Source organism: Acinetobacter sp. YH12039, from assembly GCF_013420015.1.
In the GTDB taxonomy this organism is placed as follows: domain Bacteria; phylum Pseudomonadota; class Gammaproteobacteria; order Pseudomonadales; family Moraxellaceae; genus Acinetobacter; species Acinetobacter amyesii.
In genome coordinates this window covers 47,130-62,582 of sequence record NZ_VOZA01000017.1, presented here as the reverse complement: position 1 = coordinate 62,582, position 15,453 = coordinate 47,130, and the positions used below count along the sequence as shown (strand labels likewise).

The window sequence follows — 15,453 nt, the reverse complement described above, 5'->3', positions numbered from 1 at the left end:
AAAATGTATATCGTTGGCAGAAGAAATTATTTAGACCAATTATCAAAAGCTTCATTGATGACTTTATTCTCGATAAAAATCATCTGCTACCACAGAGAATCTTTAAATAATAGTGCGTAAGTCCTATAATTATTCAATCTACAATTACAAGGTTCAGGTCAAGCTGTATATGACGGCCTTGCAGCGTAAACCTATGCTGTTGATGAATCACAAAATGTACTATCAGGATAATTGTTCAAGCCAAGATATTGGCTCTTTCCTGTATTACAAAACACGTTGGAGTCGTTTTTGGGACTATATACTTCCTGATATTTCATGGAAATAAACTAGAAATGTCCTGCATAACAGAACCTGCAGTGAAGTCTATTGCACAAGATAAAATAGACTTCATTTTGTGTATTTTAAGCAGGGAACGTTTGCCAATGGGTGCGGGTAAATTCCTCAAATATCCACTCACCATTAAAGCGACCAAGGCCTGAATTCCGTTCACCGCCAAAGGGTGCATTAGAATGATCCGCCACACTGATGCCATTGATATGCGTCATGCCTATATCGAGTTTGGCCGCAAACTCTCCGCCGCGTGCTAAATTTGAGGTACATACCGCACTCGATAAACCAAATCGGGTTGAATTCGCCAATTCAAGTGCATGCGCTTCATCTCGCGCTTTTAAAATCGGCAAAATTGGCCCAAAGCTTTCTTCTAATGCAATATCAGCGTGCGCATCCACATGGGTGAAAATATGCGGTGCAACCAATTGACCTTCTATACCGCCTGCATAGGCTAAAATCGCATCTTGCTGAATGGCATTTTGAATAATGGTTTTTAATTTATCGATTTGCGACTTATTGATGATAGGGCCTATCAGAGTTTCGACATCATTCGGATCACCGACCACAATGCTTTTTACCCGTTTAATTAATTTTTCAACATAAGCATCGTGCAAGGATTCATCCACAATCACTCGATTGGTACTCATGCAGATTTGTCCTTGATGCAAAAAACGCCCCATCACGGTCAGTTCAACGGCTAAATCTAAATCGGCATCATCTAAAATCACCAAAGGCGCATTGCCGCCAAGTTCCAGCGCTAAACGCTTAATCCGTGAACTTGCCAAAGCTTTCACCCCCACCTGTTGACCCACTTCAGTTGAACCTGTAAATGAAATCATTTTAGGCACAGGATGCTCTACAAAATAGTCGCCAATTTCACTGCCGCTGCCTGCAACAACATTTAATACGCCATGCGGCAAACCCGCTTCTTCAAATAATTTCCCGAGTAACGTTCCACCTGTCACTGGCGTGTCACTTGCAGGCTTCAGCACCACACTATTGCCGCAAGCAATCGCAGTCACCACAGAACGCATCGATAAATGAAATGGAAAATTCCACGGGCTAATCACCGCAATGACACCCAAGGGTTTGCGCAATACAAAACTCTTTCGACTCGGGTCTTTACTCTCTAGCTGCGTAGTTTGCATTTTTTCAGGAAAACGCAACGATTCTTGGATAATGCCGAGCGCTGCATCAACTTCAATATTGGCTTTTAAACGTGTACTACCAGATTCATCTATCAGCCATTGAATAATTTCTTCTCTGCGCTGCTGAATGGTTTGAGTTAATTTAGTGATGACTTGCTGACGTACTTCAATGGGCTTGGTCACTTCTGATTTAAAGGCAGCTTCTGCCGCACTATAAGCACTGTCTACATCGACACTGCTGGCTGCCTGCAATTCAAAAATCTCTGCTTGGCTAAAGGGATTGATATTCTTGATGTGACGCGTTGAAGTCCCTGCTCGCCACTGTCCACCAATATATTGCAAATCTAATGCGGTATATGCTGACATCGTTTCCATCCCATTTTTATCATTCATTCCAATGTAAAGGCTTCAGCATCGAAAAGCTATGAGAAAAACAGGATAAAACTTTATAATTAATTTCTTTTACAACCTTATACTTTAAACAGGCTGATGAATCTGCCGCATCGCTTTATAGATTCGCCAATAAATATAACAGCTAATGATGACTTCAAAACTTAGATCTTTAACTGTGGTGAGTTGCTCAAGCGCAGCCTCCTCCATGTTTAGGGTCAACATGGGTAACAGCCCTTCGACAACAACAGCGATCAAGATAAAGAGGACTAAACTCTGAATCGTTACGGGCAAATACAATGCAATAAAGCGCTTTAAAAAATCTCGGCCTTGCTCGCCGCCATTGGCTTTAAATATGGCATTCACCCAGCTAATCAGCAGACCAACTTGTAAAACAAACGAAGCCCAAGCTTCTGTAGGTTTGGATTCTGGGGTTAACGTCAGTGCTAAGTAGCTAAAGAAAATCAATATTGAGCTGGCAATATAGTAGTTTTTATAATGGGTTTCAGAGACTTTATTCAGTCTTATATCATCCACCAACCGATTTACATTCCATAAATACATGGAGTTTCCTTTTCATTTTTTATGTCGACATTCTAACTTTCTCAAGCAATAAAAAAAGCCTCCGAAGAGGCTTTTTTTGATTTACAGATTAGTCACCTGTATAACCTTTTAATTTTAAACGGTAAGCATGAAGAAGCGGCTCTGTATAACCAGAAGGCTGCTCGCCACCTTTGAATACTAAGTCATAAGCAGCTTTGTATGCATAACCATCAAAGCTTGGTGCCATTGGCGTGTAAAGTGGATCGTTGGCATTTTGCTCATCCACAATTTTCGCCATACGTTTAAACACTTCTTCAACTTGCTCAGCAGTTACGATACCGTGACGTAACCAGTTTGCAACGTGTTGAGAAGAAATACGTAAAGTTGCACGGTCTTCCATCAAACCAACGTTGTTGATGTCTAGTACTTTTGAACAACCTACACCCAAATCAACCCAACGAACGACATAACCTAAGATACCTTGAAGGTTATTTTCGAGTTCTTTAGTTTTCTCTTCTTCAGACCAGTTTGTATCTGTCGCTAAAGGCGGCGTTAACAAGTCATCTAAAGATAGCGGCTGAGTATTCAACAACTCTTTTTGACGCTCAGAAACATTGCACTGATGGTAGTGAATCGCGTGAATTACAGCACCAGATGGAGACGGAACCCATGCACAACTTGCGCCAGCTTCTGGATGCTCAATCTTCGTTTTGTACATATCAAGCAACATATCTGGTTTTGGCCACATGCCTTTACCGATTTGCGCTTTACCACGTAAGCCGGCTTGAAGACCGATCATCACGTTACGGTTTTCATATGCAGGGAACCAGATTTGAGACTTCACTTCGCCTTTACGAACGAATGGACCTGCTTCCATGAAAGTATGGATTTCATCACCCGTACGGTCCATGAAACCTGTATTAATAAAGATCGTACGATCTTTCGCTTGCGCGATACAGTTTTTCAAGTTCACAGAAGTACGACGTTCTTCGTCCATGATACCGATTTTCAAAGTCTTCGCAGGTAGACCAAGCGCTTGTTCAGCACGCTCAAATAATTCAACTGCAAATGCAACTTCTTCTGGACCATGCATTTTTGGTTTAACGATGTACATAGAACCTTTACGAGAATTCTTGTTTTCGTTTTCGCCTTTAATGTCTGCAAACGTCAATAACGGTGTGATCAATGCATCCATGATGCCTTCGTAGATTTCAGCACCATCTACAAGGATCGCAGGGTTTGTCATCAAATGACCTACATTACGAAGCAACATCAATGAACGACCGTGAAGCGTAGTTTCACCACCGATTAAGTTTTTGTGCGTACGATCTTTATTTAATGTACGCGTGATGGTCTTACCATTTTTCTCGATTGACTCAGAAAGTGTACCTTTCATTAAGCCTAACCAGTTACGGTAGCCTTCAACTTTCTCTTCAGCATCAACTGCTGCAATTGAGTCTTCTAAGTCTTGAATTGTGGTTACTGCAGCTTCAAGAACTAAGTCTTTAACGCCCGCAGCATCAGTTGAACCAATTGGGCTCGTCGCATCAATTTCAATGATTACATGCAAACCATTGTTTAAAAGTACGATTTCAGTTGGCGCAGCTTCGTCACCATTAAAACCAACAAACTGAGCTTCTTTCGCTAAAGTTGCAGTTGAGCCATCTTTTAGGCTTACAACTAACTTTTTGCCTTCTACCGCATATTTAGTTGCATCTGCATGCGAACCATTAGCTAGCGGGAAAGTTTCATTTAAGAAGTTTTTAGCAAATTCGATAACTTTTGCACCACGAGCTGGGTTATAGCCCTTACCTTTTTCCGCGCCGTCTTCTTCAGAAATCACGTCAAAACCGTAAAGCGCATCGTAGAGTGAACCCCAACGTGCGTTCGCAGCGTTTAAGCAGTAACGTGCATTACGTACAGGCACTACTAATTGCGCACCAGCCAATAATGCGATTTCTTCGTCTACATTTTCTGTGCTGATTTGGAAATCTTCTACTTCTGGTAATAAGTAGCCAATTTCAGTAAGGAAAGCTTTGTAAGCTTCGAGTTCAAATTTGTTGTTGCGGTGCCATTCATCAATTTTAGCTTGAATGTCGTCACGCTTAGCCAATAGTGCTTTGTTCTTTGGGCTAAGATCGACAACGACTTGTTCAAAGTTTTTCCAGTAAGTTTCACTGTCTAAACCTGAACCCGGTAGTGCTTCATTTTCGATGAAATCGTAAAGTTCTTTAGCAATCGCTAACTTGCCTTTTTGAATACGTGCAGTCATTGTCTTTCCTGATATTGCTATTTTTTATAACAAGAGATTCTAGTATACCCATTTATACTTTGCTGAATAGTACTATCACATTCCTAAATAATGATCATTTTCTATGTAATGAAATACCCTCATCATTCAACATAATAAAGATCAGAAATACGACGTCATCATCAGCCTGAATACCTTTTTACAGTGTATAAAGTTTTTGAAATGTCGAAATTAGACTTAAGTGCAGAATTTTGTTCTAAAACTGAACAAATAGACCCAAGCGTCAAACAAACTCACTCGATTAAGCCATGAAATGCTGCCAATGTCGATGCTACAACTTCAACCAATCAGTTTAAATTTAACGCTTTTATCGATGAATTATTAAACAGCCATACTTCTTATTTAATGATGCTTTTATCATGAGACTTTGCTTTAACTTCTATTGTTCGTTCCACAGCTTTTCTTAATTTATACATGTTTTCTAAAACTAAAAATCAAAAAAAAAGAACGCCATCAAGACGTTCTTTTTTCATTCCAACAGAAACGCTTAATTTTCTGCCGTAGATTCTGGTGCATTGATTTGACGGTGAGAGGTATGTAGATAATCATCAGATTGCATTTCCAATAAGCGCGAACGTGTACGCTCAATTTCAAATGCCAATTTTTCACCTTGATATAATTCAATAATCGTATCTTCTGAAGTAAGCAACAACTTCACACCACGGTCATAAAACTCATCAACTAGATAGATAAAACGACGAGTCCCTTCAGACAAATAATCCGTCATGTGCGGCACATTACTCACCAAGACCGTATTATAAATATTGGCAATTTCAATAAAGTCCGCTGGGCTACGTGGTTTTAGGCAAAGTTCAGAATATTCACACCACAGTACATCTTCCGTATGACCAATGGTTTCCACAATACGCTGATTAATAATAATTGGCTCTTGTGAAACTGTTTGGGTTTGCGTTAATGCTGTAAAACGCTGTGCCATCCACAACTTATGTTCATGTGTTAAAGGTGACTTAAACAACTGCGCTTGTTTCAATACACGTAAACGATAGTCTACGCCTGAGTCTACATTTAAAATCACACAGTTCTTTTTTACCATTTCGATGGTTGGGATAAAACGGTCACGGTGGATCCCGTTTTTATACAAACCATCTGGTGCGATGTTAGATGTTGCAACAAGGGTGATCCCACGCGTAAATAATTTTTGGAATAGATCACTCAAAATCATCGCATCTGTGACATTGGATACAAAGAATTCATCAAAGCAGATCACGACTGCTTCTTTATAAATTTGGTCGGCAACAAGGTCGAGTGGATTACGCTGACCTGAAAGCTTATTTAATTCACGGTGTACGTACTGCATAAAGTGATGGAAATGCATACGTGTTTTGCGTCGAAATGGCACAGAATCATAAAACTGATCCATCAGCCACGTTTTACCACGTCCTACACCGCCCCACATATACACCCCTTTCGGTGCAGTTTGACGACGGAAACGACGAAACGCTTTTTTAGAAGCCTTAAAACGTTGGATTAATTCTTGCCAAACTCGATCCAACTCATGCACCGCTTGCGCCTGTTCCTGATCTGGTAAAAACTGACCAGATGCTAAGGCTTGAGCATAACGCTCAGCCGGTGAAATCGGAGTAAATGCGGTGTTGTGTGGTGACTGAAAATCTGACATATCATTAAATACTTTTTTGGGCTAAATGAATTATAACGAAGAATAAACTCGAAGATATAACACTTTGGCAGTAAAGCGCATTGGCTATTTATTATATTGTCTCGGACTATGCCCAAACCAACGTTTAAACGCATGATTAAACGCCGCAGGTTCTGAATAGCCCAGCAATTCTGCAATCATTTCAATTGAATATTCATTATATTCAATCATACGGAGTGCTTTATCTTTAATAATATCTTCACGAATTTGCTTATAACTGGTATTTAACTGTTGCAGTTGATGACGCAAAGTTCTTTCAGGCAAGTTCAACGCTTGAGCAGTTGCTGCCATACTTGGCATCGCACCACTTTGTAATTCCAAATAATCTTGCACACGTTGAACCAATGATGGCGCATCTTCATCGGCGCTTAAACGTTCTAACTCCGCAATACATTTCGACTCATATAATCGAAAAGTAATAATATCTGCGGAAGGGATCCGAATATCTAAAACATCTTCATCAAACCAAAATGCCGCAAATGGCGCACCAAATCGAACTTGAGAGCCATAATAATCAGTAAACATTTTTAATTTTTCAGGATCTTTGGGTTCAGCGAACGGCAAATCAATTTGAACTTGCGGTGTAGATAGCCCCATCATTTTGTACAGATCACGGATGAATTTATACGTTCCAGAAATTTCCGACTGCGCCAATAATGCACCCAGTGGTGCATACACATCTTGCGGTTGATAACATAAGGCCACTTTATGCTGACTGATTTGCAAACTCAAACGCCCAGTTAGATGCGTCAACTGTTGAAAGCGAATTCCCTGATTTAAAGCTTGGCGTAAAGTATCACTGGTGACCAATAACATCAGCAACGGGCCATAACCCGCCAACGTATAATGCTGACCAATAAATAAACCTTGCTCAGGTTCTACATCTTTACCAATGACTTTCAGTACATCCCACTCCAAACTCGGATGAATCACCGAAGTAGGATCGAGTGCATCGACACGCAGCCCGATAGTTTGCAAACGTTGATCGACATCTACGCCTGCTTTACGCATTCCTTGTACTAAATACATCAGGCTTAGAATAGATCGTTTCATAAATCGTAAAATGACATTAAATTTCTTCTTTTTTACTACAAATTTGCAATTATGAACATTGCCGTTTCGATCAATTTTTCTGTCACCTCAATCATATTGTTCTGGTTATGAACTCAAGTATGCTTAGCCTGTAATCTCGCTTGGAATTAAAAAAATGATGCAGGAAGCGCAAACAAAAACAGTGCAAACCCCAAAAGCCAATTCTGAAATACATACACAAATCGCCATCATCGGCGGTGGTTTTGGTGGTATTGCTATGGCGATCCGACTTTTACAACAAGGCAATCAAGATTTTCTGATCCTCGAAAAAGCCAATGATTTTGGTGGAACCTGGCGTGAAAACCGCTACCCTGGCGCTGCCTGCGATGTGCAATCACATATGTATTCACTTTCTTTTGCACCCAAAACAGATTGGTCAAAGCGTTACGCCGAAGCGCCGGAAATATTTGACTATATCCAACATGTCACCCGTGAATATAATTTAAAACAATTCTGTCGCTTTAACAGTGAAGTGCTTTCAAGCCAATACAATGAATCAACCTGCGACTGGCATTTAGAACTCAAAGATGGCGTTAAAATTACCGCTCAATATGTGATTTTTGCATCTGGCCCGTTACATGTCCCACAAATTCCACATATTCCAGGCATTGAAAAATTTAAGGGTAAAGTGTTCCATTCTTCTCAATGGGATCATCAATATCCATTAGCAGGCAAAAAAGTCGCATCGATTGGTACAGGCGGCAGTGCCATCCAATACATTCCAGAAATTGCACCACAAACACAGCAACTTTATGTTTTTCAGCGTACAGCGGCTTGGGTCATTCCACGAGATGAACGTAGTTATCATGGTTTAGAAAAATCATTATTTAAAAAATATGATTGGTTTCGAAAAATTCACCGTGCTCGACTGTATTGGACCAACGAATCACGTGTCGTGCCAATTGTTAAGCCGACCACCATGAAGTATGCGCAAAAACTGGCTGAACTGTATATTAAATACCAAGTCAAAGATGCTGAACTCGCCAAGAAACTAACCCCAAACTACATCATGGGTTGTAAACGCATTTTAATTTCTAATAAATACTTTCCAACCTTTAATAGACCTAATGTGGAATTGGTCAGTGATGCAATACAAGAAATCACTGAAAATGCCATTATTACCAAAGATGGAAAATCCCGTGAAATTGACTGCTTAATCTATGGGACTGGCTTTATTACTGACCCACGTATTTATCTCAAGTCCTTTGAATGTATTGGTGAAAATGCTCAAGAACTCAAACAAGTTTGGCAAGCTGGCGCAGAAAGTTTTTATGGCATTTGCACCAAAGGCTTTCCAAATCTGTTCCAATTATTAGGCCCCAATACCGTACTTGCGCATAATTCAGTGGTATTTATGATTGAGGCACAAGTCGATTACATCTTACAAATGATGCAATTGGTTTCAAAATCTAATGTTCAAGCCATCGCTGTCAAAGATCAGGTGCAAGATCAATTTAACACTCATGTACAAGACATGCTTGATGGCACGGTATGGCAATCAGGCTGCGTGAGCTGGTATCAACAAAATGGCGGTAAAAATTTTGCACTGTGGCCAACTTATACATGGAAATATTGGCTCGCTACTCGAAAAATAAATCCAGCTGATTTTCGACTCCTAAGTAAAACAAAATCTAGTCATGCAGCTTAAGCAATAACAGGTCATAATAGGCAGGTATTCATTATCTGCCTATTTTTTATGCAATCTTTCTGGCTGATTTTCCAGCTCTTGACCTGTTTAGGGCTTGGTTTTATTCTTGCACGTCGCCTACCCACTTGGCTTGAAAAAATCGCCTTTAAACTCCTGCCGTACTTTACTTATATTTTGTTATTTGCGATTGCGATCGAATTTTCTGAAACATTACACACTATTCCAGCACCTCTGCAAATCCTCTCTTCATCAGTACTTATTGCACTATTGACCTCAATGGGTGCTTTTATTTGCTGCTATATTTTGTTTAAGCTTTTAGGCTATAAACCCAGTCATGGCAAAGTGTCCATGCAGTTAGTGACAAGCTCACTCATCAATATTAGCTATGCTTTTATTGCATTAGGTTTAGGTTATGCTTTTGCCGAAATTGCAGCACATTTTAGTCTTCAGCCACATATTAGTACTTGGGATCTACTTTTAGTCTTCATGTTTCTGATTGGGCTTGATCTCGCCTACTCACCGCTCGATCGTTCTTGGTTAAATTGGAAAATTCTACTTGTTCCACTCGGCTGTATCGTCGGTTCACTTTTGGGCGCTTTTGCTGCTGCCTATCTATTGCCACAAATCAGTTTGAAAGATTTGATTATGTTGTCACAAGGCTACGGTTTCTATTCGATGACAGGCATCGTCGTGACTGAATTAAAGAATGCGCATCTAGGCAGTATCGCGCTGATGAATGATTTATTCAGAGAAATTTTTGCGATTGTATTTATGTATATTATTGGCTGGCGCTACCCACGCTCTGCAATTTCATCTGCGGGTGCAACAGCTATGGATGTCACCCTACCCATGGTCAAACAAGCCTGTGGTAATGATTTTATTCCACATGCTATGGTCAGCGGCTTTATCCTTTCTGTACTTGCACCAATATTGGTGAGTATATTGGCGGCTATCTAACCCCTCACCTAAATCCTCTCCCAAAGGCAGAGGACTTTCTCTCTCCCTTTGGGAGAGAGTTAGAGAGAGAAGGTAAATATTAAAGTGTCGCTAAAATATCTTTTAAAGTCTGACGCATATTGTCCGATTTGGTAATCGGACGACCAATCACCAAATGTGTAGAACCATCGAGCATGGCTTGTTTAGGTGTCACAATTCGTTTTTGATCATCAGCAGCAGAACCCGCAGGACGGATACCCGGTGTCACTAAAGCAAACTCAGCACCCAAAGTCTCACGCAGCATTTTTGCTTCTTGTGCCGAACACACTACACCATCTAAACCACTTTCTTTCGTTAAAGTCGCAAGACGTTTCACATGTTCAAAGGGTTCAACATCTAAACCTAAATCCGCAAGATCTTCACGGCCCATCGAGGTTAATACCGTTACTGCAATCAGCTGAGTGTTATAGTTACCCGTCTTTAAACGCTCAACACAGGTTTCCATCATTTTACGACCACCTGAAGCATGAACATTCACCATCCACACACCCATATCCGCAGCTGCACAAACTGCTTGCGCTGTAGTGTTTGGAATATCGTGGAATTTTAGATCTAGAAATACTTCAAAACCTTTATCATGCAATGCCTTAACGACACTTGGACCCTCATGGGTAAATAACTCTTTACCAACCTTAACTCGACATAATGCAGGATCTAACTGCTCTGCAATTGTAAGTGCGTCATATTGGCTTTTAGCATCTAGTGCAACGATGATACTCAAGAGACTTACCCTTCATTTTGACAAAATTAGTGCATTATAAATGGATTCAACTTGATCAGAAAGCTATAAAACTCATGTTATTTGAAATGATTAATTTTAATTGACCTATCTCATTATTTTATTTGAGATAAGCGTTTTATTTTTTCAGCCCATAAAAAAACACCCCGATGATCCACCGGAGTGTTAAATATAAAATTTAAATCTACTCATAAAAGTAGTTAATTTACTTCTAAAACCCAATTATAACGGGTTAGAAGGACGCTCATTCGCATCAATATCTAAAACTGTCTTTTCATGACGCGTATGTGCAGCCGCTTCAGCAGCAGCCAGTTGAGCAGTTTGAATTTGCTCTTTGCGTAGGCGGTCAATATCTTTACGTAGACGTTTAATTTCCCAGTTATTTTGAAATACTCGAAATACTTGCACTGCCAATAAAAGACCTAACACCAAACCTAAAGACAAGGTTAATAGCAATAAAAGCCCTAAACGCATTGCAGGCACTTGTGTAAATAACAAATCGACTGAAAGTTCAGTTCCGTTTTGCAGAACCAAAGCCAATGAGTATCCAAATAGAACCAGTAAAATTACGACCAATACGTAACGCATAAACACCCCTAACAATGTTTTGAATTAGTTTGCAGATTCGTTTACCGCATCACGTAAAGCTTTACCAGGTTTAAAGTGCGGTACAGCTTTTGCTGCAACTTCTACTGATTTACCTGTTTTTGGGTTACGACCCACACGTGGTTCACGGTGATGTAATGCAAAACTACCAAAACCACGGATTTCAATTCGGTTGTCTGTAGATAACGCTTCGATCATTTGATCGATCATTATCTTAACGGCCTCTTCCACTAAGGGTTCAGCTAAGTGTGGGTTTTTAAGAGAAATACGCTCTATTAAGTCAGACTTATTAAGTGCTTCAGTAGTCATCTGCGACCTCTTTAATTATCAAGCTACCTAGGATCAGTTTCCTGATAATAACCTGTTTAAATACAAAACGGTAGCGTAATAATCACTTACTACGCTACCGTTACAGTAATTGTGTAAAAAATATTAATTAATTTACATTAATAATACAATTCAAACACTTACTTAGTGGTTCATTTGAGCTTTGATCAAATCACCAATAGTCTTAGGACCATTGTCTGAAGATGCTGTAGCTGTCTTGTTCAAGTTAGCTACCGCTTCTTTTTCTTCAGCTTCGTCTTTCGCTTTGATAGACAAGTTGATAGAACGTGATTTGCGGTCTACGTTGATGATTTTAGCTTCAACTTCTTGACCAACTTCAAGGAACTTAGTTGCATCTTCAACGCGGTCGCGGTTGATTTCAGATGCTTTAAGAGTCGCTTCAACTTCGTCAGCTAACTTAACAGTAGCGCCTTTAGCGTCAACTGCAGTTACAGTACCTTTAACAAGCGCACCGCGTTCGTTAGCAGCTAAGAAATCGTTGAACGGATCGCTGTTCATTTGTTTGATGCCAAGGCTGATACGGTTGCCTTCAGCGTCTACTGAAAGGATAACCGCTTCAACTGTGTCACCTTTCTTGTAACGACGGATAGCTTCTTCGCCTTGTTCGTTCCAAGAAATGTCAGACAAGTGAACTAGACCATCGATACCGCCTGGTAAACCGATGAAGATACCGAAGTCAGTGATTGACTTGATCGTACCTGAAACTTTTTCACCTTTGTCGTGTTCTTTAGCAAACTCTTCCCATGGGTTAGCACGAGTTTGTTTGATACCAAGAGAAATACGACGACGCTCTTCATCAACTTCAAGAACCATAACGTCAACTTCGTCACCGATCTGAACAACTTTAGATGGGTGGATGTTTTTGTTAGTGTGGTCCATTTCTGAAACGTGTACTAAGCCTTCAACGCCTTCAGCGATTTCAGCGAAGCAACCGTAGTCAGTTAAGTTAGTTACACGAGCTTTAACGATAGAACCTTTAGGGTAACGGTTCATGATCGCTAACCATGGATCTTCGCCTAATTGTTTAAGGCCTAAAGATACGCGGTTACGTTCGCGGTCGAATTTAAGTACTTTAACAGTAACTTCTTGACCAACTTCAACAACTTCTGAAGGGTGCTTGATACGTTTCCAAGCCATGTCAGTGATGTGAAGAAGACCATCAATACCGCCAAGGTCAACGAACGCGCCGTAGTCAGTAAGATTTTTGATAGTACCAGTAACTGTTTGACCTTCTTCAAGCTGAGCAAGAAGAGCTTCACGGTCAGCTGAAGATTCAGCTTCCATAACAGCACGACGAGATACAACAACGTTGTTACGTTTAGCATCAAGTTTGATTACTTTAAATTCTAACTCTTTACCTTCTAAGTGAGTAGTATCACGAATAGGACGAGTATCAACTAAAGAACCTGGAAGGAACGCACGAACTGGACCGATGTCAACAGTGAAACCGCCTTTAACCTTACCAGAGATAACACCAGTAACGATTTCGCCGTCTTCAAAGATTTTTTCAAGTTTAGTCCAAGTTTCAGCACGTTTCGCTTTTTCACGTGATAAAACTGTTTGACCCATACCGTTGTCAAGAGCTTCAACAACTACGTCAACAGTGTCGCCAACTTGAACTTCAAGTTCACGTTGTTCATTTAAGAATTCAGCGCGGTCAACAATACCTTCTGATTTAAGGCCAGTGTCAACTGTTACCCAGTCAGAGTCGATATTTACTACAACGCCTTGGATGACAGCACCCTTTTCAACGTTGAGGTTTAATTCGCTTTCTTCAAAGAGGGCTGCAAAAGATTCGGTCATGATATACCTAGTAAAGTCAGCGGTCTTGGATCAGACAAGGCCGGTTTAATTAAGCGTCTACATAGTCCGTATAAGACTGATCAAGCTATGCTTCTGCTGAAAATTCTTTAGTTTGCTAATTGCTGATCGATGTAATTCGTCATCAGCGTGAATACTTCATCAATACTCAAAGTTGAACTATCAATGAAATAAGCATCTGGCGCAGGCTTGAGTGGAGCGACTGTGCGTTCCATATCTCGCTTATCACGCGCTTCGATATTAGCTAAAATGTCGTTTATTTTAACATCCACACCCATAGCCTGCAACTGATTTACACGGCGCTCTGCACGGGACTGAGCAGAAGCCGTTAAATAAATCTTGGCTTGAGCATTGGGAAAAATCGTAGTTGCCATGTCACGGCCATCTGCAACCAAACCAGGTGCTTGGGCAAAGGCATGCTGACGTTCTAAAAGCGCAGTTCTAAGTGCAGGAATTGCAGCAACTTTTGAGGCAAACTCTCCGACTCTCTCAGTACGGATAACTTTTGAGACATCTTCACCATCTAAAAGCACCGAAACACCTGCTTCATTTGTCACAAATTGTATGTCTAAATTTGTTGCAATTTTTACGCATTCATCGAGCTTTGAGTCTAATGCATCAATTAAGTCTTGCTTATGCAATGACAATCCCAACAGACGATATAACGCACCTGAGTCGAGTAAGTGGAACTGATAATGTGCCGCAATTTTTGCTGCCAATGTTCCTTTACCTGAGCCACTTGGGCCATCAATTGTAATGATTTGAACTGTCATTGCTCTTCCACTTTTGTTTATACGGTTTTTGCAAGTTTTGAAAAACCAATTTTAATCGCTGACTTCAGTTGCGCAAGGATTAATTGACTAACGAATGGCGCACGCGCCTGTAATTCAATCGTATAAGTGACTAAAGTACGCGCAGCATCAATCGCTTCGAATTGAATCACACCCAAATGATGTTTCACCAGTGGGTTTTTAATAATCTTATATTCAATGCGTTGGTTTGGCTCAAGCAAGGTAATTTGCTCTTGTAACGGCTTCACTGGCCCAAAGCCCATACGACGTACAGAACCCACACCATCAGGACGTTCAGGATCTGCAGAATCTTTGACGCGCACCACTTGAATCGGTGCAAAAGCCACGTTATAGGTCGAATGTTTTGAAAGTAAGTCAAAAACCTGCTCGACTGGTGCATTAAATTCTTTTTTTACTTGGATCGATTTCATGGTGTACCCTATTTTATTTGACAATATTAATTGTCAGTAGAGTTTACTTGATTTTTTAAATTAAGTTCAGTCAAAGTGGCTTTTTCCTGTAACTTCATCAGTCGTTTTTGTTCACGACGCATTTTAAAAAAATCACTTAATTGTTGGGAGCATTGCTCTTGTAGGCAACCATGCTCAAACTCAAAGATATGGTTATAGTAGCCTGAATTTAATAATTGACGCGAACTGACCAAAGAACCTGCTTTAGGCTCAGTCGTCGCAAATACCACACGTTTAATTCTCGAATGTACCAAAGCACCCACACACATTGTGCATGGCTCCAATGTTACATATAAGGTTGCATCATCGGGTAAACGGTAATTATCGATATTTAAACAAGCTTGACGCAAAGCTTGTACTTCCGCATGTGCGGTGGGATCTTTCAGAGAAATCGGCGCATTAAACCCTGCACCTATGACTTGATTTTGACTCACAATGACTGCGCCTACAGGAATTTCTTGCAATTCGGCAGCTTGTGCAGCCTGCTCGAAAGCAAGCTGCATCCAATGTTCATCACTATATAAGTTTGGTTCAGACATCAA

At 40.4% G+C, this 15,453-nt stretch carries 15 protein-coding genes and 1 pseudogene; 4 read left to right on the top strand and 12 right to left on the bottom strand.

The window, feature by feature from the left end; translation table 11 throughout:
• Both FTT98_RS09250 and FTT98_RS09245 read left to right on the top strand, forming a co-directional pair.
• A pseudogene (locus tag FTT98_RS09250) lies at window positions 1-110 on the top strand (IS701 family transposase); the annotation flags it as partial.
• Window positions 111-169: 59 nt separating this feature from the next.
• Window positions 170-325 (top strand): hypothetical protein, encoded by a 156-nt coding sequence (locus FTT98_RS09245; protein ID WP_180177304.1) that lies wholly within the window; start codon window positions 170-172, stop codon window positions 323-325.
• Between the two features lie 76 nt (window positions 326-401).
• Here FTT98_RS09245 and FTT98_RS09240 read toward each other — a convergent pair whose 3' ends face one another.
• The 5 genes from FTT98_RS09240 to FTT98_RS09220 all read right to left on the bottom strand — a co-directional run bounded on the left by FTT98_RS09240 (window position 402) and on the right by FTT98_RS09220 (window position 7,453).
• A complete protein-coding gene (locus FTT98_RS09240; protein ID WP_180177303.1) occupies window positions 402-1,844 on the bottom strand; it encodes an aldehyde dehydrogenase family protein in 1,443 nt (480 codons plus the stop codon).
• 111 nt (window positions 1,845-1,955) lie between these two features.
• Window positions 1,956-2,432: a hypothetical protein gene (locus FTT98_RS09235; protein WP_111885048.1), complete on the bottom strand. Its 477-nt coding sequence runs from the start codon at window positions 2,430-2,432 to the stop codon at window positions 1,956-1,958.
• A gap of 88 nt (window positions 2,433-2,520) precedes the next feature.
• A complete protein-coding gene (locus FTT98_RS09230; protein ID WP_180040248.1) occupies window positions 2,521-4,683 on the bottom strand; it encodes a malate synthase G in 2,163 nt (720 codons plus the stop codon).
• Window positions 4,684-5,209: 526 nt separating this feature from the next.
• On the bottom strand, window positions 5,210-6,361 hold the full coding sequence (gene zapE, locus FTT98_RS09225) for a cell division protein ZapE (RefSeq protein ID WP_111885050.1): 1,152 nt from the start codon (window positions 6,359-6,361) through the stop codon (window positions 5,210-5,212).
• An 84-nt stretch (window positions 6,362-6,445) separates the two neighbouring features.
• Window positions 6,446-7,453 (bottom strand): AraC family transcriptional regulator, encoded by a 1,008-nt coding sequence (locus FTT98_RS09220; protein WP_111885051.1) that lies wholly within the window; start codon window positions 7,451-7,453, stop codon window positions 6,446-6,448.
• A gap of 157 nt (window positions 7,454-7,610) precedes the next feature.
• On the opposite strand from FTT98_RS09220, the gene FTT98_RS09215 reads away from it, so the two are divergent.
• Both FTT98_RS09215 and FTT98_RS09210 read left to right on the top strand, forming a co-directional pair.
• Complete coding sequence (locus FTT98_RS09215) at window positions 7,611-9,140, top strand: NAD(P)/FAD-dependent oxidoreductase (protein ID WP_180040271.1); 1,530 nt, start codon at window positions 7,611-7,613, stop codon at window positions 9,138-9,140.
• A 48-nt stretch (window positions 9,141-9,188) separates the two neighbouring features.
• The gene (locus FTT98_RS09210) at window positions 9,189-10,097 is read left to right on the top strand and encodes a lysine exporter LysO family protein (RefSeq protein WP_180040244.1); all 909 of its coding nucleotides are present in this window, start codon (window positions 9,189-9,191) and stop codon (window positions 10,095-10,097) included.
• 79 nt (window positions 10,098-10,176) lie between these two features.
• Here FTT98_RS09210 and pyrF read toward each other — a convergent pair whose 3' ends face one another.
• The 7 genes from pyrF to tadA all read right to left on the bottom strand — a co-directional run bounded on the left by pyrF (window position 10,177) and on the right by tadA (window position 15,450).
• Window positions 10,177-10,857, bottom strand: a complete 681-nt coding sequence (gene pyrF / locus FTT98_RS09205) for an orotidine-5'-phosphate decarboxylase (protein WP_180040242.1) — start codon at window positions 10,855-10,857, stop codon at window positions 10,177-10,179.
• 240 nt (window positions 10,858-11,097) lie between these two features.
• Window positions 11,098-11,463, bottom strand: a complete 366-nt coding sequence (locus tag FTT98_RS09200) for a lipopolysaccharide assembly protein LapA domain-containing protein (protein WP_078188931.1) — start codon at window positions 11,461-11,463, stop codon at window positions 11,098-11,100.
• A gap of 24 nt (window positions 11,464-11,487) precedes the next feature.
• Window positions 11,488-11,790: an integration host factor subunit beta gene (locus tag FTT98_RS09195; protein WP_067767464.1), complete on the bottom strand. Its 303-nt coding sequence runs from the start codon at window positions 11,788-11,790 to the stop codon at window positions 11,488-11,490.
• A 162-nt stretch (window positions 11,791-11,952) separates the two neighbouring features.
• Window positions 11,953-13,632, bottom strand: a complete 1,680-nt coding sequence (gene rpsA, locus FTT98_RS09190; RefSeq protein ID WP_168378903.1) for a 30S ribosomal protein S1 — start codon at window positions 13,630-13,632, stop codon at window positions 11,953-11,955.
• Window positions 13,633-13,739: 107 nt separating this feature from the next.
• Window positions 13,740-14,423, bottom strand: a complete 684-nt coding sequence (cmk, locus tag FTT98_RS09185) for a (d)CMP kinase (protein WP_168378902.1) — start codon at window positions 14,421-14,423, stop codon at window positions 13,740-13,742.
• Window positions 14,424-14,440: 17 nt separating this feature from the next.
• A complete protein-coding gene (locus FTT98_RS09180; RefSeq protein WP_078188937.1) occupies window positions 14,441-14,872 on the bottom strand; it encodes an SRPBCC family protein in 432 nt (143 codons plus the stop codon).
• A gap of 26 nt (window positions 14,873-14,898) precedes the next feature.
• Window positions 14,899-15,450 (bottom strand): tRNA adenosine(34) deaminase TadA, encoded by a 552-nt coding sequence (gene tadA / locus FTT98_RS09175; protein WP_078188939.1) that lies wholly within the window; start codon window positions 15,448-15,450, stop codon window positions 14,899-14,901.
• Between the last annotated feature and the right edge of the window lie 3 nt (window positions 15,451-15,453).